Genomic DNA, 20,476 nt, shown 5'->3' with positions numbered 1-20,476 from the left:
CTCCGCGGAAGCGCTGGCAGGATGCTGCGCATTCTGCTCACCCACCTTGCTGCGCAAGGTGGGTGATGTCCCGTCCGCTGCGCCCCCGGGATTATGGGGCGCAGCCCCGTAAGTGGCTTCCGCTACGCTCCAGCCACTGAGGCCGCTCCGCGCCCTGGAGGCCGGCCCCGCTGCGCGGTGCCGGCAACAGGCCTTCGGCCCGAGCTGCTAGAGGGAAGGGTGGATGGGGTTGGTGACGTGGGCCTGACTCGCTGTGAGGGGGTGGGGCGCGCTCGTTCGTGTGGGTTCCGACGTATCGCACGTATCGGATGGATGCAGCATGTAGAGTTGGCGAAAATGAAAGAGATCCTACGTCGTGGGGTGATGAAGTGCAAAGTGTGCTGGCGCTGCTTGGGGCAATTCTCGGTGGAACTCTGGTTCTCTTCGGCGATTTCATTCGACGGAGAGTCGAAAGGCGCAAAGAGGAAGTGAATCGACTCGTAGAAGTAAGTGTGCGACTCTCCTCCATGTACAACCGGCTGTGTGGGCAGCTCCTTGACGCTTCTACAGCTGGTGTGGCGGTGTCAGATCTGGCCGTTGCAGATCCTCTCCGCTACGAGGTAACGACCCAGTTTTTCATGACTCCTGGTAGTGAACAGCTTCGCTCTCAGGCTTCCCGTCTGATGGATGCGTACTATCGACTTCGGGATTCATACGGGCAGGATTCGGCCTGGGGCGCGGCTCGCGATGAACACGGCTTGGCGGTGCGTGAGTTCGAATCTGCTGTTCGTGCCATCCTCCACCGCAATCACATCTGACGTTCTACTGAGTCTTTATCATTGCCGAGGTCGGAGAGGTGAGGGGGGTCTGTGATTCAGCTCAAGGAGCATCAGATAGAGCAGAAGTCGAGTTTCCGAAAGTGGGTCGGATTTCCTGCAAGGTCATCTGTGCCGCCTCAGGGTGCCCGTGGGACGATCGTGTCCGCGACCGGGTCCGGTAAAACGATCATGGCTGCTGCGTGCGCGCTGGAGTGCTTCCCCGAGGGCCGGATCCTCGTGACCGTGCCGACCCTGGACCTGCTCGTGCAGACCGCCCAGGCGTGGCGGGCGGTGGGTCACCGCTCCCCCATGGTCGCGGTGTGCTCACTGGAGAACGACCCGGTTCTCAACGAGCTGGGGGTGCGCACCACCACCAACCCGATCCAGCTCGCCCTGTGGGTCGGGCGCGGGTCGGTCATCGTGTTCGCCACGTACGCCTCTCTCGTGGACCGCGAGGACATCGACGCTCCTGAGGGCCAGCGGAAGGTTCGCGGGCCGCTGGAGGCTGCTCTGGCGGGCGGAGAGCGGCTGTACGGCCAGCGCATGGCGGGCTTCGACCTCGCCATCGTGGATGAGGCCCACGGCACCGCCGGTGATCTCGGGCGGCCGTGGGCGGCGATCCACGACAACCAGCGGATCCCCGCCGACTTCCGGCTCTACCTCACCGCCACACCGCGCATCCTGGCGGCGCCCCAGCCGCGCAGGGGCACGGACGGTCAGGAGGTGGAGATCGCGACCATGGCCGCCGACCCGGACGGAACGTACGGCGCGTGGCTCGCCGAGCTCGGACTCTCGGAGGCGATCGAGCGGGGCATCCTCGCTGGGTTCGAGATCGACGTCCTGGAGATCCGCGACCCCTCCCCCGTCCTCGGGGAATCAGAGGAGGCGCAACGGGGCCGGCGCCTGGCGCTGCTGCAGACCGCACTCTTGGAGCACGCGGCGGCGTACAACCTGCGTACGGTGATGACGTTCCACCAGAAGGTGGAAGAGGCTGCGGCGTTCGCGGAGAAGCTGCCGGAGACCGCAGCGGAGCTGTACGCCAACGACGCTTCGGATGAGGATCTGGCGAAAGCGGAGGAGCTGCCGGAGTCGTCGATCGACGCGGCGTTCTACGAGTTGGAGGCCGGCCGCCACGTCCCGCCGGACCGGGTGTGGTCGGCTTGGCTGTGCGGCGACCACCTCGTCACCGAACGGCGCGAGGTGCTGCATCAGTTCGCCAATGGCATCGACGCGACCGGCCGTCGGGTGCACCGGGCGTTCCTCGCCAGCTGTCGCGTGCTCGGAGAAGGCGTCGACATCACCGGCGAGCGCGGAGTCGAGGCCGTCTGCTTTGCCGACACCCGCGGCTCCCAGGTCGAGATCGTGCAGAACATCGGCCGCGCGCTCCGACTCAACAAGGACGGCTCCACCAAGGTCGCGCGGATCATCGTGCCCGTCTTCCTCGAGCCCGGCGAGGACCCGACCGACATGGTCGCCTCCGCCTCATTCCGCCCCCTCGTCGCCGTTCTCCAGGGTCTGCGCAGCCACGATGAGCGACTCGTCGAGCAGCTCGCCTCCCGTGCGCTCACCAGCGGCAAGCGCAAGGTCTACGTGAAGCGCGACGAAAAGGGGCGGATCATCGGAGCCGGCGGGGAGAGTGACGGCGGGGACCAGGCGCAGGACGGCACCGATGCCTCCGCCGAGTCAGCCCTGCTCCACTTCTCCAGCCCGCGCGACGCGGCGACTATCGCGGCCTTCCTGCGCACCCGGGTCTACCGGCCGGAGTCCCTGGTGTGGCTGGAGGGTTACCAGGGCCTGCTGCGGTGGCGGGCGGAGAACCAGATCACCGGCGTCTACGCCGTGCCCTACGACGTCGAGGTCGAGGTGGGGACGACGAAGGCGTTTCCGCTCGGACGATGGGTCCATCAGCAGCGGAAGGCGCTGCGGGCCGGGGAGCTGGAGGAGCGGCGCAAGACGCTGCTGGACGCTCCGGAAGCCGGGATGGTCTGGGAGCCGGGCGAGGAAGCCTGGGAGGCCAAGCTGGCAGTCCTGCGCTCGTATTGGCGGGCGACCGGGCACCTCGCGCCGCGCCAGGACGCGGTGTGGGGCGAGGGCGAGGCGATGGTGCCCATCGGGCAGCACATGACCAACCTCCGCCGCAAGGGCGGGCTCGGGAAGGACCCGAAGCGCGCTGCGGAGCGGGCAAAGCAGCTGGCGGCGATCGACCCGGACTGGAACTGCCCGTGGTCGCTGAACTGGCAGCGCCACTACCGGGTGCTCGCCGACCTGGTCGACGCCGACGGCAGCCTGCCCGAGATCCAGCCCGGGGTGCTGTTCGAGGGCGATGACATCGGACGGTGGCTTCAGCGGCAGAAGAATCCAGGCACCTGGGCGCAGCTCCTGCCCGAGCAGCAGGAGCGGTTGGCGAAGCTGGGCGTGCAGCCCGCTCAGGCCCCGGCAGCCACGCGCACGACGAAGTCCTCGAGCAAGGCGGAACAGGCGTTCCGGCGCGGCCTGACGGCCCTTACGCAGTGGGCCGAGCGGGAAGGCGCGGACCGGCCGGTGCCAAGGGGCCACAGCGAAAAGATCACGATCAACGGCGAGACGGTGGTGGTGAAGCTGGGCATATGGATTTCGAACACGCGCGCTAGGCGAGACAAGCTCACCCAGAGACAGCAGGAGGCGCTGCGGAAGCTGGGCGTGGGCTGGGCATGATGGCCCGTGCGTGAGGAGTGCACGGGCCCAGCACGTTTTTCCCTCACGGCCTGCCCGCGCTGCCGACTATCAGTCGGCGACTGGAACGTTTTCATCCTGAGTATGTGCAAGTCAGCAGGGTATGGACAGCTTGGACAGCTGTGCCGATGCGGCGGGTGGGACAGTGGGCTCGCCGCAGTGGCTGCCGCGTCTTGAGTTGAGTGAAGGCGTGTTCGCTGGGGGCGCGGAGTCGGGCGTGGTCGCGGTTGAACTGCTGGTACTGCTGTGGTTGTTCGCTGTGGTGGTAGTACGGCGTGCGGAAAGTGGCGCCGGTGCCCTGGTGGGCGCGGTCCGCCAGCGCGAGGATCCGCCGGGTGAGGCAGGCTTGGACGATGCCGTGAGCACGGGCCGCGGTCAGGTCGTGCGTGCGGCCCGGTGTCGCGCGCGAGAACCACAGAGGGATGCCGTCCGCACGCGCGACCACCTGGACGTTCATGCCGTGCTTCCGGTGTTTTTGGGAGTGGTGCGGCTCGTCCGCGGCGATGCGGTCGATGGGGATGAGCGTGCCGTCGACGATGACGAAGTCTCCTTCGCCCAGGCCGATGGGGGCCTCCTGTAGGCCGGGCGCCCGGGAGGTCAGGACCTCGAGGGTCTCGTCCACGTACCGCCAGGCGGTTGCGGTGGAGGTCCCGAATCCCGCCTCGAGCCGGGGCAGCGTCTCGTTCTTGCGCGGGTGCGCCAGCGCCGGCAGAGCCTGGTGGAAACAGCCCGGCTTGCGCCACCGCGTGCCGCGTTCACACCGTCGGGCATGGATCAGCCATGAGACATGCCCGACGAGCTCGTGCGGGATGTCGAGCGTGGCTCGATACGGGACCGAGCGAGGCTCCTGGGACGAAGCGTGGTGCGTGGAGAACACCACCGCAACGACCAGGAGCCTCGCCTCGTCACACCACCCCGCTGACCTGCCCCATCGCCCCTGCAGGACAGGATGGGGACGGTTCACTGAGTGGAGGTTCGTGTCAGGAAGTGTCGTGGACGTGTCCGGTGCCAGGGACGCCGTGCAACGCCTGCCGGCGCTCGGCCACATCCGGACCGGCATGGTCGCGGTCCGGTCGCACTCGCCGGCCGGAGCGACACGGCTGCACGGCTACCGCGCCGCGCTGATCGTGGCTGCGGCGGACGACGTCGAGGTACTGGGTGGTCCAGTCGATGAGGTGGCCGGTGTAACCGCCGTCGACCCAGGCGGCTTTCCCGGACGCGCAGGACCCGTCCAGGTGCCAGGCTCTGCGCGAGCCTACGGCAACGACAGCTGGGCGGGGGCGGCGCGCTGAGCAATGTCCACCTGCTTGGCGGACAGTTGCCCGGACTCGGTGATCCCGCGCTGCAGGTCGGTGACGGTTCCGGTTGCCGAGAGCTGGGAGCAGTGGCCGCGTCGCATCCCACGAGGGGCCGGGCGGTCCGGCCGCCCGGCCCCTCGTTGTCAGGCGATTAGTTGCGGAAGTCCTCGTGGGTGATGTACGTACCGGTCGGAGGGGTGACCGTGGTGCGGTTGAGCCCGCTCTCCCAGACGACAGGGGCGTTGTTGCTCTTGATGATGTACTTGTACTCCACGGGGGCGTTTGCCGGGAGGACGACGGTGGCCGACCAGGTCGGGTAGGCAGCCGAGGAGAGCGGCACCGCCTTGTCCGGGTTCCACGAGCCGAGTTCCGGTCGGTCGCCGGTGACGTAGACCTGCTGGCCCCACTGGGTGTACGTGGTGACGTTGAACGTCGCCACGACGGAGTTCTCAGCCGCTCGTGCGGACGGTACGGCCGAGGCCTGCGGGGTTATGAGCAGCCCGAGGAGCAGGGCGCACACGGCTGCCAGTCCCAGGCGCAGGCGATCTTGCGGACGGCTGCGGTTCATGAGGAATGTCCTTCCGTATGACGACGGGACGGTCTGCCAGGGCCCTGACGAACGCCATCCTCATGATCCCCGCACACATTGCGCAAACCTCTGAAAGAGTTTTCAGACGTAGTGGAACGCTCAAGCATATGAGCTGTTCATATGGCTGTTTCTGGGATGCAAGTTTTGCAGAACCCTTGTGTGGACGTCGCCGCTGCATATCCGTCGTCGCACTTCCCCTGCAGTGCCATTCAATGACGAATCAGCCAGTCGGAGTAAGGAGATGCTCCCCTCGCCGGCTGCTGTCCGGTGCACCGCACACGTCCTGATCCCGACGCGACAGAGGTCGGCCACCCGGCTCGGTCCCGGTTGAAGGCAGGGCTGGGCGGTCTCACTGCCCGCTCCCGACTCACCGTTGCACAAGGTCGTCGCGACATCGCTGCCCAGGACCTACGACCGGTCCCCCGACACCAATCCGTGGAACGGCAACCCCGCCGAGGGCAGAGCTGCGAAATCCCTCCTCCTGGCTTTGGCGGCATGATGGTGGGCCCGGTAGACGGTGGAGTCTACGTCACTGAGGGTGACAGCGATGCGCCCATGGCCCGGACTATGGACGGGGGCGGTGAGCTCACCGTGGCCAAAGCTCGCGTCGGCCGCCCTGTCGAACAAGCTGATCTTATTGGCGTTGTGGTGCGCGGGATCGCCCCGAATTCCCCGCGACAGTAGTGACTGTGGGCGCGGGAGAGCGCCTCGGCGACGCCGTCGGCGAGGGTGTCGAGGCACCCGGCGTCCTTGCGTTCGACGACCTCGGCGCCGGTCAGGGCGAGGGCGGCGGCGCAGACGGCCGCGTTCGAGGTGGCAGGCGCCGATCCCGGCCGGGTCGCGGACCGCCTCGACGGCGCGGGAGCGGCCCAGGGAGGTCCACCCGGCGGCCGGATTGATGACCGCGGCGTGCACCACTGTGCGGCCGGCCTGGATCGCGGCGGGCTCCACCGTCACGCTCAGGCGCATCCGGGCAACGCACGCGCCATGCCCGGTGCCCTGGCACACGAAGTACCCGAGGGTCGTCTCCGGCCCGCAGACCGGGTGGGACGGGCGACCGCGGTGGAGCAGCGGTTCCTGGAGGGCTTCAAGGCGTCCACGGCCCGCAGCGGGTCGGCTTTCGCGGCCGAGTCCAGCAGCATCGACGCGGAGCAGCGGGTGAGCGTGCGGGAGGCGCCGCAAGAGCTTGAACAGCAGGAGCGGGGCCGCGCCGCGTGAGCGAGCAGGAACCTCATCACCCGGCCGATGTCACGTTCCCGCCGCACGCCGCGTGACGAAGAGTAATTGTCAAAAGCTGTGGATCCAGCTGTTCACACCGTCTCGCGGTTCAGGCGGATGAGTCCTTCGATGGAGTCCAGACGGGCGTGCAGGTCGGGGTCCGGGGTCGGTGTGGTGGTGAGCAACAGCACTTGGGCCGCCGGGTGTTCCGGGGCGTAGAGGTCCTCCTCATCGTCGTCGCCGGGGATCGGGTTGGGCTGGATCTCGATCCGCCCGTCGGCGATGCCGGCGAGGTGGTAGACGCCCCGGTAGTCGCTGTCGCGTTCGGTGAAAACCAGCCCGAGGCGGTCACTGACGAACCGGACCAGCTCGCCGGCGGTGCGGGTACTGGTGCCGTAGGTGTGGTGGCCGGTCATGGTGCACCAGACCCTATGCCGCAGCGGTGGCGGGGCGCTCGGCCGGCTGGCCGCGTTCGAAGCGGGCTCCGGCACGGACGAGGGCGAGGGGGCGGGGTGCGTTCACGGCCCGCCACCGGGCCTGGGCGGACTCGACGAGCTTGAAGACCATCGCCAGGGCAGCGGCGCGGGAGCCGGCGCCGCGGGTGACCTTGGTGCGCAGGCGGACGGTGGCGAACGTGGACTCGATCGGGTTGGTCGTCCGCAGGTGGATCCAGTGCTCGGCGGGGAAGTCGTGGAACGCCGACAGCCCGGCCTCGTCCCCGGTGATCTTCTTGACGGCCTTGGGGAACTTCGCACCGCAGAGCTGGGCGAACGCAGTGATCGCCTTGACCGCAAGGTCGCGGTCCTCGGCGTTGTGGATGTCCTGAAGCGCCTTGCGGGCGCCGGGCCGGACCGATTTCGGCGGAGCGCTGAGCACATTGGCGGTTCTGTGCACCCAGCACCTTTGAGGCCGGGAGGCGGGGAAGACCTCGGCCAGGGCCTTCCAGAAGCCAAAAGCCCCGTCGCCGGCCGCCAGGACAGGGGCGCGCATCCCTCGGCGGGCGCAGTCACGCAGCAGGTCCGCCCAGGACTCGCCCGGCTCGCGGTAGCCGTCCCCGAGCGCGACCAGTTCCCTGCTGCCGTCGGCGCGCACGCCGACGAGCACGAGGACGCAGGCTTCGGCCCCTTCCAGGCGGACGTTGAGGTGGATGCCGTCGGCCCGTCGGCATCGCACCCGTGCAGAGGTAGAGGACGTCCGCGCCGGCGCCGACCGCTGTGTCCGCCACCCCGGCGGGGACCACCGGCAGCGGCTGCGGCCGGGATGGGCTGTCGCTTCGAGCGCGCCCCTTCGCCGCATGGCCGGAAAGCATCACCCCGGTGCTCGCTCCTGTGCCGTGCAGGTCTCCACTCGGCACGCTGCGCCTCGTGGCTCAGCAGGGCGGCACAACACCGGGGGAGAGCACGCGCATCCTGGTCACCGTTGAAGGAACCGGTAACGGCACGGACGAGGACGGCATTCACGATCTCGGACGCCGGCTGGACGAGAAGCCAGAGTCGCGGGGACGGATGCGGCAGGAGGCCGCCGCGCCACTTCCGGCGGGGGCGACGGGGGCCATGAGTGATGCCTTACTCGCGCTGGTGGAGCCGGGCGGCACCGCCGCGGTGTTCGCCGCCGTGGTCGCGTGGGTGCAGACCCGGCGCGGTCAGCACACCGTGACCATCAGCCGCCCGGACGGCACGCGGATCACTGTGTCCACGCCCCAGGTGAAGGGACAGACCGTCGAGAGGACAGCCCAACCGGTGCAGGAGCTCGCGGCCTCACCGGACCCCCGGTCATCGGCGGAGGTGAGCGAGGGACCGGCGGACGGAGCGTGACCGCGGACCCCGGCGTCACCGGACTGGCGGCGGCGGGCGCCTGCGCCGTCCTGATCGGCAGTGACAGCCACGTCGCCGGATCGGAGCTGCCCGCTCCGCCGGCCGTGGCCACGACGCCGAACGACCTCGAAGCGGCATTGCGCAACACCTGCGGCATCGACCCGGGACGCATCCACCGGGTACCGGGCGGTGCCTCCTCCGCCGAGGTGACCGCGGCGGTGGAACGGGTGGTGGAGGAGGCCGCCGGTGGGGTGCTGCTCCACTACCTCGGGCACGGCCTGCCGGGCCCTGGAGGCGAGCTCTACCTCGCCACGAGGGCGAGCACCTCACCGGACCGAAGAGCCGACGCCGTCACTGGCTTCGGCTCTGCGGGTGCCGATGACTGAGGTCGAACTTGTGATGCCGTCTTCGGTGATCAAGAGCTGATGGTCAGTCCTGTCCCGGTGAGGCAGCCGTCCAGGAGGTGGCCGCGGTACCGGATGTGGCGGAGACCGCGTCGGATGGTCTGGACGAGGTGTCCGGGGGTGCTGAAGGCGACGTCGGAGAGCCGGCCGCGCCGCAGGAGTGCCCAGATCCCTTCGACGGGGTTGAGGCCGGGTGCGTAGGGCGGCAGGTAGTAGATGGTCGGCCAGTCCCGGGCTGCCACCCATTCCCGCAGGTCGGCGGCCTCGTGGACGTTGAGATTGTCCCAGACCAGGACGATCGGGCCGCCGGGTTGCCGGTGGGCGGCGGTCAGCAGGGCGCGGTAGTCGCGCCAGAAGAAGCTCTTGCGTCCGTCGCGCTGCCCGTCGTCCCGGCGGGGCCGGTAGACCAGCCTCGAGCGGTGACCGGGTTCGTAGCAGATCGACGCTGCGATGGAGATGCGTCTGCGGGAGCGGCCGCAAACCCGCACCACCGGGGTCCGGCCGCGCTGTGACCAGATCTTCGCCTGCGGCGGCGTCATGGGGAAGCCTGCATCGTCCTCGAAGACGAGCCGGGCTCCACGGACCGCCGCGAATCCTCCGCGCAGGGCCAGGTCTCCTTCACCCAGCCGGCCACGGCCCCGTCGTTGCGTTCCAGGGCCCGGCGGGCGGGGACCTGGCAGGACCAGCCGTTGCGGGTCAGGAGCTTGCGCACGCCCTGGATCGTGTAGGTCAGGTGGAAGCGCCGGCCGATCACGGCCTCGACCCGCGCCAGTGTCCAGCGCTGGTCCTGCCAGCCGTGCGCGGCCGGCCCCTTGGCCAGCTCCGCCTCCAGTTGCTCGAACTGCTTCTCGCTCAGTCTCGGCAACGACGCCGCTCCCTGCGACCGCAGAGCACACGGCCCGTCCTCCTCCCACGCCTGCCACGCCTGCCGCCACCGCTGCACCGACCGGACGCTGACGCGCAGATCCCTGACGATCACAGAACTCGCCTCGCCCCGGGCGAACCGCTCGGCCGCTCGGAGCCGTAACCCCTCCCGGAACTGCTGCCGTTCGGCGGTCAGCCCGCCCCCTTGTGGATACCGCATGTCCCGGTGACACCGCAGGGGACTGCCTCCCGGCAGCCCCCACGACACCACGAGTTCAACCTCAGTGGGTCCGGGCCGGGAAGTCCGTCTGGGCGGCGAAAACCCGCACCGCCGGCGCCGCAGCGTGAACGGGATGGGCGATACGCGCATGGAGCCGACGTACGAGGAGCGCGGTCGGCTCATCGGGCTCGGGCGAGGACGCGTTGCGGTTCACCCGTCGCGCGCATGAGCGCGGCAACCGTCTGCCGCGGTGACCCTTCCGGTCCGGTCTCCACGGCGTCACCGCATGCAACGCGATGCGCTGTGCGCATCAAGGGCGGGGGATGTGGCGCCAGTAGCCGGAGGCGGAGATGCGGTCGCGGGAAACACCGCGGTCGTGCAGGAGGTGGCCGCGGATCTCCCGGACCGCGTGAGCCTCGCCGTGGACGAAGGCGTGCAGGCCCCGCGCGGGCAGGTGGAGGTGGCGGACGGCGTCGGTGAGGAGTGTGCCCGCGCGGTGGGCGCCTCGGTGGAGCCAGATGATGTCGGCCCCCTCGGGGGCGTCGATGGGCTGCTCCTCGCGGGCGCTGTCCACTTCCAGCAGGACCGTGGCCCCTACGCCTTGTGGCAGGCATTCCGAGGCGGCGGCGACGGCGGACAAGGAGGTGTCGTCTCCCACCAGGAGGTGATGGGTCGCGCTGGAACCGGGGCGGTAGGTTCCGCGGGGCTGGAGATAGAAGACCGTGTCGCCGGGCCGGACACGGCGGACCCAGTCGGTCGCCGGGCCGCCCCGGTCGTGCAGGGCGAAGTCGAGAGTGATCTCGGCGGTGCGCGGGTTCTTGTGGCGGATCGTGTAGGAACGCATGCGGGGCCAGAACTCGCCGGGCAGTGTCGCTTTGACGTGACCGAGGTCGAAGGGCTCGGGATAGCTGACGCTCTCCGGGGCGAGGAGCAGGCGGACGTACGCGTCGGTGTCGGCGTACGGACCGGTGCGGACGTCCTCAGGAGTGTCGGTGCGCAGGACCACGCGTCGCCTTCGGGGGGTCAGCCGCCGCACCTGGGCCACGCGGGCGGACCGCACCGGCGCGAGCGGTGGTGACGCGGATCGTGGAGGTGAGGAGGGCATGGGGTTCTCCGGCATCAGCGGGTCAGGATCGTGCTCGGCATGCGCAGTGCCCGGGTGAGGCGTGGCGCGGCGTCGGCAGTCACCAGCAGCCCGACCAGACCGGTGACCTGGCCGGGGGCATGGTCGATGAAGACGTCCTCGATGTTGACGCCCGCTGCTCCCACGTCCGTGAAGACTCGGGCCAGCTCGCCCGGCTGGTCTCCGACGAGGACGGAAACGGTGACGTAGCTTCCCTGGAGGGCGTCGCGTTTGTGCGGGATACGGCTGTGGCCGGCGCAGCCACGGGCGAGGAGGGCGGTGAGAACCTCGGCGGCTTCTGCGTCGACGACCTTGCTGCCGCCGGTGAAAGCCTCGGCGGCTTCTGCGTCGACGACCTTGCTGCCGCCGGTGAAAGCCTCGGCGGCTTCTGCGTCGACGACCTTGCTGCCGCCGGTGAGACCTCGGAGCGCGAGGATCGCGCGGTCGAGGTCGTCGGCCAGGTCGTCCAGGATGTCGGCGACTGTGCCTGCGTTGGCGGACAGGATGTCGAGCCACAGCGCGGGGTCGCCGGCGGCGATGCGTGTCACGTCACGCAGTCCCTGGCCCGCCATGCTCACCTCGCGGTCGGCGGCGTGCTCCAGGCGGGCCGCCATCAGGCTGGCGACCAGGTGTGGAGCATGGGAGACAAGGGCGACGGCCCGGTCGTGCCCCTCCGGGTCCATGACGAGCGGAACCCCGCCGCACAGGCCCACCAGGGCACGTACGGTGTCCCAGGTGCTCTGGGAAGTGTCGGTGGCGGGCACCAGTGCCCACACCCTGCCCTCGAAGAGGTCCGGGCGTGCCGCGAGCGGGCCGGAGCGCTCACCGCCCGCCATCGGGTGGCCGCCGAGGTAGGTCCGGGTATCGCAGCCCAGACGTTCGATCGCTTCGAAAGCTTGCGCCTTCACGCTGCCGACATCGGTGTACGCCCTGGCCAGGCCTCGTAGCTGAGCGTTCTTCAGTGTAGGGGCGATGTCCGCGGGCGGCACGGCCAGAACGGCAAGGTCGACCGGACCGGGGGGCTGGGCGGCGAGCCCGGCGCCGAGCGCCGCTGCGGTCAGGGCCGCCATCGGTTCCCGGTCGGTGAGATAGACCGTGACGCCTCCGGCCGACAGGGACTGGGCGATCGACGTGCCGATCAGTCCCGCGCCGATCACAGCGACGGTGCGCAGCATCCTGGTGCCCCATCCTCATCTTCTCGGTGAAACGCCGGAGCGGGCCGTTGGTCAAGCGCTCTCGGTGTCGGCCTGGGTCTCGGAACGGGTCTTCAGGTCGTGCGCGAAGAGTTCCCAGATCTCTGCGTAGCCTTGGACGAGCTCCGACATCTGGACCTTGCAGTGCGCCGGGACGCTCTCGACGATGCGCTGCCGGTCGCGGGCCACCAGGGCAGCTGCCTCGAGCATCCGGAGCGTGTGCCGGCCCACCTCGTTGAACCGCAGGGACGGGTCACGGCGCAGGGTGTCGAACAGGGAGACCAGTTCGGCTGCCGAGCGGGTCTTGGCCGGACGTGGGATCGTGGGAGGGCGGTGGGCGGCCGGGTGGGCCGGCGAGGCGGCCTTCAGGTGGCCCCGCTGACGGGCCGGCACCGGGTCCTCGCCGCGCATCACCCTGTCGCGTACGTCGGCGACGGTCGCGGGCGAGATGCCTGCCTGTCGTGCGATCGTGCGCAGGGAGGCGGTGGGATTCTCCTTGATGAGACGGCTCGCGAGTTCCCGGCCGTAGGTGGAGTCGACGGGACGGGCACGTCCGTCGAGTCCGATCCGGCGGGCGCCGTTGAGGAAGGTCCCGCAGGAGTTGCGGCGGATCTCGGCGATCTTCCGGGCGGACAGGCCCGCGACAGCCGCCACCGCGCGGTCGGACCACTCCGGGTGGGAGGCGAAGATCCTCTCCGCCGCTCCGACGCGGTCCTCCAGACACAGGGGGCGTCCGTGGGAGACGTTCAGGACGATCGCGAGGAGGTCCGCGTCGGTGGAGTCGCCGTCGAAGTAGCGGACGTGGATGAAGTCCTGCCCGCGGGAGCGGGCTGCCGCAAGGCGGTGCAGGCCGTCGACGACGCGCATCGTGGGGCGGTGCACGAGGATCGGCGGAAGCTCGGACTCCGTGTCAGCGAGCGTGCGGGCGTACTCCTGGTCGACGCCGCCGGCCCGCGGCGACGAGGAAACGCACAGATCCTGAATACGGACGAGCTCGACGGGAACTTCATTCAGGCCTTTGTCGCGCAGCGCGAGCAAGTAGTCAGAACTACTGCACGTCAACGGCCTTTCGATCGGTTCAACAGTCACTGCGACGACTCCTGAAGGGGTGAACTGGCATGGCGGGGCGGCGGTGGGGTGCGGCGGGGACGCGGTCGACGGGCACGGCAGCGGCGTGGCTGCCGGGGTCAGGAGGCGCAGCCGCGGGTGGCAGCACCGTCGATGCGGTGGCGGGGCGGGCTCGGGCGGGCCGGGTGGCGTCCGTGAGCTCGATCGCGGGGCCCTGGGGTGAGGTGCGCGCCGTGGGCGTGGTGGCGGGGCCGGACTCGGGCGGCGCGGTGGGGGCGCGGCGGCCGAACGGGGCGGGGGGCCGGCGGTGTGGTGGCGCTGGAGCGGGGCTGTGCGGGGGGGGCTCTTGCTGTTACTGCCAGCCCGAGTCGTCGACGTCGGTCGTGACGCCCGGGCCGGGGGTGGGGTTCTGCCAGCCGGAGTCGTCGGTGCCCGTCGTACCGGGGTCGGCGGTGGGCGCGGGGGTCGGGCCCTGCCAGCCGGAGTCGTTCTCGGCTGCAGCGGCCGGAATCTCCTGCGCCACCAGGCTCGTCGGCGTGGTGTCGGAGGCCCAGGCGGTCTGGACGCCCAGGGCAAGGGTTCCGGCGGCGGCGGTGAGGAGAAGCTGACGGATCATCGGTTCTTCCTGTTCTGCTCAGGACTGGCGGCGACAGGAACGAGTCTTGTCCGCGCCCCGCAGGAGCAGAAGAGCATGCGGGGTGGGCAAAGCGGCCTTGGCGCATTCAGTCCAGAGTCCGGGCGGAAGGAAGCCCTTGTTCCCTTTCGTCCCGGGCGGTGAGCGGCCGGCTCACATGTCGTGGTCAGGGCGCATCAGAGGCACCTCTGCTGATGCCAACTCCCATGCGTTCAAGGCGGGTTCGCGTGCTACGGCGCGGTGCCAGGCGTCCACGGCGACCCATTCCGCCGCTGCCGGGTCCCGTGCGTGGACGTAGACGCCGATCACCGGACCGGGCTCGGCCCGGGGGTGGAGGCTGACGTGTTCGACACGGCCGACGCCCCCGGCGGCGGTGGAGTGGCCCGCGGTCGCGGTGGGATCGGCGGCGGCCATGAGGGCGGCGACGCTTTCCGGAAGGGGGTCGCCCAAAGGGTGGGGCAGAAGCCGTACGTGCACAAGAAACACAACTCAGTCCTCAGCAGACGGCATGGGCGACAAGCCGTCCACGTACGGCGGGGTCCAGATGGTCGGCGGTCCCTCTTCCGGCGGAAGTCGCCCGGCGCTCCGGGCGCGGAAATTCCGCCCGCCGGACACTCCCCCGCCGGGATAGTCTTGCGGAAAACCGTCTCGAACGCCTGTCCTCAGCCGGGAAGTCAGCGGTCGGGGCTCGCACCGCTCGGGACCTCGACGGAGAGGGGACGCTCGCGTGCTGTTGACGGATCTCGGGCTCGACGCCGCCGCCGAGGTGGTCTACCGGGGCATGCTCACGCACCCGGACGCCTCTCTGGCCGAACTCGGCGAACGACTCGACTTGCCGGAGGGTGAAATCCGGCACGCTCTGGACAAGCTCAGCGAGCTCGCCCTGGTGAGGGCCTCCTCGAGCGACCCCTGTCAGGTCCACGCCGTCAGCCCTCAGCTCGGCATGGAAATCCTCCTCGCCCGTCAGCAGGCCGAACTGGCCGCCCTGCAGCAGCGGGTCGAAGCATCCCGCTCCGCCGCCGCGCGTCTCATCGCCGAGTTCACGCACGGGCAATCCTCCCATCCGGATGAATCGGTGCAGTACCTCCGAGGTATCGATTCCATTCGAGACTATCTCGCCGCCCTGAATAATCAGGTCGAAGAGGAATTTCTCACTTTCGCCCCCGGGGGCGCCCAGACGGAAGCCAACATGAGGGCATCGCGACCGCTCAACAAGCGGCTGCTGGAACGCGGAATCAACATGCGCACGGTATATCTGGACAGCATTCGGCGCGACCAGGCCAGCGTTGAACACGCAGAATGGCTGACAAAGCACGGCGCGTACGTGCGCACCGCGCCGTCACTGCCGAACCGGATGATCATCTGTGACCGTCGCGTCGCGATCATCGCCAATGACAGCGACGACACCGGCATCGGCGCCATCGCCATCACCCTGCCGGGGCTGATCTCCTCCCTGTGCGCGCTCTTCGAGAACGAATGGCGCAACGCCCAGCCGTTCGGCGAACCCACCAGGCACCAGCCCGGCGAACTGTCACCCCAGCAGATCACCGCGCTGCAGCTCCTGGCCAAGGGCGCCACCGACGAATCCATCGCCAAGAAACTCGGCGTCTCGCCCCGCACTGCACGCCGCCTGGCCACCGGTCTCCTCACGCACCTCAACGCCCGCAGCCGCTTCCAGGCCGGCGTCCACGCCGTCCAGGAGGGATATCTCCCGCCGCAGCCCCAGTGACCGGCACGGCGTGACGAGCGGCGGTGCAGCGCGTCACTGCGCGCGGACGCGGACACGTGCGTGTTTCGCGGTGCCCGCAGTACGTTGACGCCCTGACGTCGTGACGCATCCCGCACACGAGCAGCCCCCTCCCCTTTCGCCGCGGTACCGGCCGTCAGCCAGGTGTGTGCCGCCCTGGGCGGATGCGTCGCATTCCCCTGACTTTCCTTGGAGGGACACCCATGCCTGAGTACGGGAAAGGCACATCGGCCGGCACCGCCGTGACGGAGCTCGGGCGGGCCGACGTGGACGACGCCCTGGTCCGGCTGGCCGGAAAGGTCCTGCGCACTCCGGTCATCCGTTCCGAGCAGCTCGACGCCGCGTGCGGTGCGCGGCTGTGGCTCAAAGCCGAGAACCTCCAGCACGGCGGCTCGTTCAAGGTGCGCGGCGCGCTGTTGGCCGTCGAGCACCTGGCCGCGGCGGGCAGCCGGGGTGTCGTCGCGCAGAGCACCGGCAACCACGCCATCGCCGTCGCCCTGGCCGCGCGGGCCCATGCGCTGCCCGCCCTCATCGTCCTGCCCGACGACGCTCCCGGGACCAAGGTCCGCCGTATCCGGGAAGCCGGTGCCCACGTCACCTTCGCCGGGACGGCACTGGCCGAACGGATCGCTGTCGTCGCCGAACTGCGGGAGCGGCACGGATACGACGTCGTCGACCCCTACAACGACCCGCGAGTGGTCGCCGGTCAAGGAACCGCGACCGCCGAGCTGTTGTCGCAGACCGCCGCGCAAGGAGTGCGGCTGGACACCGTCGTGGTCCCCGTGGGAGGGGGCAGCGCACTCGCGGGGGCCTGCCTCGCCGCCACCGGACACGGCACGCGGGTCACCGGTGCGGAACCCGAGAACGTCCCGGCGTTCACCGCGGCGCAGCGCGCCGGCGGACCCGTGACCGTGCCCGCCCGGCACACCGTCGCCGACGGACTGCGCCCTGACCGCATCGGCGACCTTCCCTACGCCCTCGCCCGGCCGGGCAGCACCCGCGTTCTGACCGTCGGTGAAAGCGCCATCACCGACGCCCTGCAGACCGCACTGTGGCTGGCCCGGCTCCTCGTCGAACCCGCCGCCGCGACTGCCCTGGCGGCAGCACTCGCCCACGCCCGTGAAGCCGGCGCCGGGACCGACATCGGGGTGCTCCTCACCGGCGGAAACGTGGAGCCCGCTCTCGTCACGCGCCTGCTCACGCACGCTGCTTCCGCCGGGCGGCGCCCCGCCAGGCGCACAGGTGCCGGAGCCCTTTCCGCCTGACACGGCGGCCGGCCCGTGCGGTGGGTGCGGGCGCGCCTCGGCCCGGAGCGCGTTTGTCGCGTTCCGGGCCGAGGGGTGGAGCGTGGTACGGGGTTACTTGCCCGCCATGGCCTCGATCAGGCTCTTGGGACGCATGTCGGTCCAGGACTTCTCTATGTAGGCGAGGCAGTCCTCGCGGCCGGCCACGCCGTAGACCGAGGTCCAGCCGTCCGGTACGTCGACGAAGACGGGCCAAAGGGAGTGCTGTCCCTCCTCGTTCACCAGCACCTGATACTGGGCATCGGGGTCTTCGAACGGGTTCGTCACCACATTTTCCTCTCTCGGGCGAGCAATTCTGATCACGCCGGCCACCGATCCGGGGAAACAAGAAGAGAATTTCCGAGCATGCGTGATCGAGTATTCCCCTGTCGCAGATCAGTGCGGTCCGCGGCGATCCACTATGGCCTGGCGGAAGGCGCGGCAACAACAGCGGTCGAGTTGTGCGCGGTGATACACCGGAAAGGGTGTTCCGCCGCGCGCCGGGGGGCGTCCAACCGCTTCCGTGCGGCAGTTGGACGCGCCCCTGTGCTCCTTGAGCGCATGGCGGATTGCGGGTAAACAGGAGAGCTCTGGTCATCCGAGCCCTCCCGTCACGCGGAGCGCTTGCCGTTCATATCGGTCACCCCCTCCGCGAACTGCGTCCGGTACAGCTCCGCGTACGCCCCGCCCTTGGCCAACAGCTCCTCGTGCGTCCCGCGTTCACGGATCCGGCCGGCGTCGACGACCAGAATCTGGTCCGCCTCGCGGATCGTGGACAACCGGTGCGCGATCACCAGGGAGGTCCGGCCGGCCAGTGCCGTCTTCAGGGCCCTCTGGATCGCCGCCTCCGACTCGGAGTCGAGATGCGCGGTCGCCTCGTCGAGGACCACGATCGGGGGCGACTTCAGCAGCAGGCGGGCCAGGGCGATCCGCTGCCGCTCACCGCCGGAGAGGCGGTATCCGCGGTCGCCGACCACCGTGTCCAGGCCGTTGGGCAGCCGTGCGATGGAGTCCCGGATCAGGGCGGCTTCACACGCCTCGACCAGCTCCTCCTCGGTGGCTTCGGGGCGGGCGTAAAGGAGGTTCGCGCGGATCGTGTCGTGGAACATGTGGGTCTCCTGGCTCACCACGCCGACCGTCTCGCTCAGCGACTGCAGCGTGACGTCCCGGACGTCGTGACCCCCCACCCGGACCGATCCCGTCGTCGCCTCGTACAGCCGGGGGACGAGCTGGGTGATCGTGGTCTTACCGGCACCGGACGGGCCGACCAGGGCCGTCAGCTTTCCCGCCGGGGCGGTGAAGCTGAGCTCCTTGAGGATCCACGCGCTGTCCCCCCGGTCCTTGTCCTGGAGCGCGATCGGCTCCAGGGAGGCGAGCGAGACCTCCTCGGCGCTCGGGTAGCGGAACGACACGTGATCGAACTCGATCTCCGCGCCGATGCGCCGGGCGTCGGCCGACGCACCGCTGCCGGGCAGAACGTACGCGTCCGGCTTCTGGTCGACCAGCGGCTTCAGATCCAGGACCTCGAAGATGCGGTCGAAGCTGACGAGGACCGTGAGGACCTGGATCTGGAGGTTCGACAGCTGGTTGATCGGTCCGTACATCCGGAACAGCAGCGTCACCATCGCCACCAGGGTGCCGATCTGCAGCGCGCCGCTGATCACGAGGTTGCCGCCGAACCCGTACACGATCGCTGTCGTGAGCGAGGTCAGCATCGTGACCACGATGAAGAACATCCGGCCGTGGACCACGTTGAGCGCGGTGACGTCGCGTACCCGACCGGCCTTCTCCTCGAAGAGCGCCGCCTCGGACTCCGGCCGCCCGTACAGCTTCGCGAGTTCCGCGCCCGAGACGTTGAAGCGCTCGTTCATCATCGAGCCCATCTCGCCGTCGAGCGTCATCCTCTCCCGCGTGATCTTCTGCAGCTTCCGCCCGATGATCCGGGCCGGGAAGAGGAACGCCGGCACCATCGCCAGCGCGACCAGCGTGATCTCCCACGACAGGTAGATCATCGTGCTGATGACGATCACCAGCGTCAGCAGTCCCGACACCGCCTGCGTCAGCAGCGACGTGATCGCCTGCCGCGTGCCCACGATGTCGGTGTTCAGCCGGCTGACCAGCGCGCCCGTCTGCACCCGCGAGAAGAACGCCAGCGGCTGACGCTGCACGTGCTCGAAGACCTCCGTCCTCAGGTCGTAGACCAGGCCCTCGCCGATCTTGCCCGAGCAGCGTGCCTCGACGTACAGGACGAACGACTCCAGCAGGGCGAGCAGCACGATGCCGAACGCCAGCATCAGGACGACTCCGAACCGCTGGGGAAGGATCCCGTCGTCGATCATCAGCTTGAGCATGAGCGGACTCGCGGCGGTGATCGCACCGCACGTCACACTCGCGAGAATCAGGACCGCGAGCTGGCCGCGGTAGCGGACCAGGTACGGGAGGATACGCCGCAACGTACCCGGGTCTATCTTCTGGCGGATCTTTTCCTTCCCGCCAAAACCATTTCCGGAATTGAGATTCGGGCCACCTATGAGAGCCATAGAGGACACTCCTTTCCTGTGGGTGAGAGAGACCTTTCAGTCCGGTGGTCGTTCGGTCGGGTGGGTGCGCGCCGCAGAACGCGGCGAAGCCGGCCGGGGCGGGCCACGCGAGGTGGTGGTGCGACGTTTTCCGCCGGCACCGGCCCGCCACGAGGCGTTGAGGCCACACCGGGCGCGGGGAGAGGGGGCGGGGGCCCTCCGTGCCGCCGGCCGCCACCGCCGCCTGCCGGGCGGGGGTGCGTTTCGGCTGTTCGGGGCCGCCCCTGATGTCGGAGTTCTGCTCGTAGTCCGGCTCGAAGGCCAGGAGAATTCCTGTGGCCGTCATGATCGGCATGTCGGGGTCATCACTTTCTGCCGCCAAGGGCCCTGCGTTTCGCCCTTGTCGAGGTCGGCCGCCCGGATTCGAGCGGCCTCGGGCCCGGCCGTCCGTCAGCCGTTGCCGCGCGCGTCGCGCGCGGTGTCGTGGATCAGCTCCTGGGCGTAGAAGCCCTTCAGGCGCGAGAGGAAACCGCGCCGGCCCGCACGGGCCGCGGACGCCGGGCGCGGGCCCGGGTCGAGGGCGTCGAGCATCGCCTGGCGCCGCAGCTCGGCGACCGCGATGACGTCGGCCCCCGGGTTGTCCAGGGGAAGAGCGCGGGTGGCCGGGTGGACGGGGGCGGCGGGCATGACCGGGGCGGACGCCTGCGGCGTCCCGGTGCCGTCCGGGGCCGTCCGGGTCCGGGAACCGTCCATGGGCTCGGGAGCGGACACGGCCGAGGCGGGATTCACGACAGACATGGATTCAGGTCTCTTTCCAGTGGGATGTCCGGCTGGTACAGGAAGTTGCGGCTCATTGCCAGTCATTGCGGGGTATTGGATGGTATTGGTTGGTATTGGGATTTTTTCTGGCCACTGCGAGTTTTTGCGGGTTATTTCGCTCGATCGTGGATACGCCTGACGAGGGGCCCCGGGTCAGGGCCCCCGGTGGGGCCC

19 protein-coding genes and 1 pseudogene are annotated in these 20,476 nt (G+C 69.6%); 8 read left to right on the top strand and 12 right to left on the bottom strand.

The window, feature by feature from the left end:
* Positions 1-368: 368 nt before the first annotated feature.
* Positions 369-797: a hypothetical protein gene (locus ACZ8ZB_RS34565; protein ID WP_470741668.1), complete on the top strand. Its 429-nt coding sequence runs from the start codon at positions 369-371 to the stop codon at positions 795-797.
* Positions 798-848: 51 nt separating this feature from the next.
* Positions 849-3,491 (top strand): helicase associated domain-containing protein, encoded by a 2,643-nt coding sequence (locus tag ACZ8ZB_RS34560; RefSeq protein WP_470741669.1) that lies wholly within the window; start codon positions 849-851, stop codon positions 3,489-3,491.
* 91 nt (positions 3,492-3,582) lie between these two features.
* Here ACZ8ZB_RS34560 and ACZ8ZB_RS34555 read toward each other — a convergent pair whose 3' ends face one another.
* Positions 3,583-4,389, bottom strand: a complete 807-nt coding sequence (locus tag ACZ8ZB_RS34555; RefSeq protein ID WP_470741746.1) for a transposase family protein — start codon at positions 4,387-4,389, stop codon at positions 3,583-3,585.
* A 112-nt stretch (positions 4,390-4,501) separates the two neighbouring features.
* Between ACZ8ZB_RS34555 and ACZ8ZB_RS34550 the strand changes: the two genes are divergently transcribed.
* Positions 4,502-4,801: a hypothetical protein gene (locus ACZ8ZB_RS34550; protein WP_470741670.1), complete on the top strand. Its 300-nt coding sequence runs from the start codon at positions 4,502-4,504 to the stop codon at positions 4,799-4,801.
* A 157-nt stretch (positions 4,802-4,958) separates the two neighbouring features.
* On the opposite strand, the gene ACZ8ZB_RS34545 is transcribed toward ACZ8ZB_RS34550, so the two are convergent.
* Positions 4,959-5,375, bottom strand: coding sequence for a carbohydrate-binding module family 20 domain-containing protein (locus tag ACZ8ZB_RS34545; protein ID WP_470741671.1), 417 nt, complete (start codon positions 5,373-5,375; stop codon positions 4,959-4,961).
* 1,065 nt (positions 5,376-6,440) lie between these two features.
* Here ACZ8ZB_RS34545 and ACZ8ZB_RS34540 point away from each other — a divergent pair.
* Positions 6,441-6,614: a hypothetical protein gene (locus ACZ8ZB_RS34540; protein ID WP_470741672.1), complete on the top strand. Its 174-nt coding sequence runs from the start codon at positions 6,441-6,443 to the stop codon at positions 6,612-6,614.
* A 92-nt stretch (positions 6,615-6,706) separates the two neighbouring features.
* Here ACZ8ZB_RS34540 and ACZ8ZB_RS34535 read toward each other — a convergent pair whose 3' ends face one another.
* Positions 6,707-7,030: a hypothetical protein gene (locus tag ACZ8ZB_RS34535; RefSeq protein ID WP_470741673.1), complete on the bottom strand. Its 324-nt coding sequence runs from the start codon at positions 7,028-7,030 to the stop codon at positions 6,707-6,709.
* A gap of 13 nt (positions 7,031-7,043) precedes the next feature.
* Positions 7,044-7,769: pseudogene (locus tag ACZ8ZB_RS34530) on the bottom strand (IS256 family transposase); the annotation flags it as partial.
* Between the two features lie 209 nt (positions 7,770-7,978).
* Between ACZ8ZB_RS34530 and ACZ8ZB_RS34525 the strand changes: the two are divergent.
* Both ACZ8ZB_RS34525 and ACZ8ZB_RS34520 read left to right on the top strand, forming a co-directional pair.
* Complete coding sequence (locus ACZ8ZB_RS34525) at positions 7,979-8,428, top strand: effector-associated constant component EACC1 (RefSeq protein ID WP_470741674.1); 450 nt, start codon at positions 7,979-7,981, stop codon at positions 8,426-8,428.
* Positions 8,425-8,814, top strand: coding sequence for a hypothetical protein (locus ACZ8ZB_RS34520; protein WP_470741675.1), 390 nt, complete (start codon positions 8,425-8,427; stop codon positions 8,812-8,814). Before ACZ8ZB_RS34525 ends, ACZ8ZB_RS34520 begins: the two co-directional genes overlap by 4 nt.
* 29 nt (positions 8,815-8,843) lie before the next feature.
* Here the strand turns inward: ACZ8ZB_RS34520 and ACZ8ZB_RS34515 are convergent.
* From ACZ8ZB_RS34515 to ACZ8ZB_RS34495, 5 genes are all read right to left on the bottom strand, one after another.
* A protein-coding gene (locus ACZ8ZB_RS34515) for an IS630 family transposase (protein ID WP_470741676.1) occupies positions 8,844-9,916 on the bottom strand; the annotation gives its coding sequence in 2 pieces (ribosomal slippage) (positions 8,844-9,461 and positions 9,464-9,916; 1,071 coding nt in all).
* Positions 9,917-10,226: 310 nt separating this feature from the next.
* Positions 10,227-11,021, bottom strand: a complete 795-nt coding sequence (locus ACZ8ZB_RS34510) for a siderophore-interacting protein (protein WP_470741745.1) — start codon at positions 11,019-11,021, stop codon at positions 10,227-10,229.
* Between the two features lie 14 nt (positions 11,022-11,035).
* Positions 11,036-12,211, bottom strand: a complete 1,176-nt coding sequence (locus ACZ8ZB_RS34505; protein ID WP_470741747.1) for a prephenate dehydrogenase — start codon at positions 12,209-12,211, stop codon at positions 11,036-11,038.
* Between the two features lie 54 nt (positions 12,212-12,265).
* Positions 12,266-13,099 carry a hypothetical protein gene (locus tag ACZ8ZB_RS34500; protein ID WP_470741678.1) on the bottom strand — a complete coding sequence of 278 codons (834 nt, stop codon included), beginning with the start codon at positions 13,097-13,099 and terminating at the stop codon, positions 12,266-12,268.
* A gap of 553 nt (positions 13,100-13,652) precedes the next feature.
* Complete coding sequence (locus ACZ8ZB_RS34495; protein WP_470741744.1) at positions 13,653-13,916, bottom strand: hypothetical protein; 264 nt, start codon at positions 13,914-13,916, stop codon at positions 13,653-13,655.
* Between the two features lie 745 nt (positions 13,917-14,661).
* On the opposite strand from ACZ8ZB_RS34495, the gene ACZ8ZB_RS34490 reads away from it, so the two are divergent.
* Complete coding sequence (locus ACZ8ZB_RS34490) at positions 14,662-15,663, top strand: LuxR C-terminal-related transcriptional regulator (protein ID WP_470741743.1); 1,002 nt, start codon at positions 14,662-14,664, stop codon at positions 15,661-15,663.
* A 221-nt stretch (positions 15,664-15,884) separates the two neighbouring features.
* Positions 15,885-16,946: a threonine ammonia-lyase gene (locus ACZ8ZB_RS34485; protein WP_470741742.1), complete on the top strand. Its 1,062-nt coding sequence runs from the start codon at positions 15,885-15,887 to the stop codon at positions 16,944-16,946.
* Between the two features lie 93 nt (positions 16,947-17,039).
* On the opposite strand, the gene ACZ8ZB_RS34480 is transcribed toward ACZ8ZB_RS34485, so the two are convergent.
* The 3 genes from ACZ8ZB_RS34480 to ACZ8ZB_RS34470 form a co-directional block, all read right to left on the bottom strand.
* The gene (locus tag ACZ8ZB_RS34480) at positions 17,040-17,252 is read right to left on the bottom strand and encodes an MbtH family protein (RefSeq protein WP_109784066.1); all 213 of its coding nucleotides are present in this window, start codon (positions 17,250-17,252) and stop codon (positions 17,040-17,042) included.
* A gap of 323 nt (positions 17,253-17,575) precedes the next feature.
* A complete protein-coding gene (locus tag ACZ8ZB_RS34475; RefSeq protein ID WP_470741741.1) occupies positions 17,576-19,417 on the bottom strand; it encodes an ABC transporter ATP-binding protein in 1,842 nt (613 codons plus the stop codon).
* A gap of 516 nt (positions 19,418-19,933) precedes the next feature.
* The gene (locus ACZ8ZB_RS34470; protein WP_470741740.1) at positions 19,934-20,281 is read right to left on the bottom strand and encodes a hypothetical protein; all 348 of its coding nucleotides are present in this window, start codon (positions 20,279-20,281) and stop codon (positions 19,934-19,936) included.
* Between the last annotated feature and the right edge of the window lie 195 nt (positions 20,282-20,476).

This window comes from Streptomyces sp. 12E, from assembly GCF_055633275.1.
The sequence above is the reverse complement of the archived record's forward strand: the minus strand, read 5'-3'. Positions and strand labels throughout refer to the sequence as shown.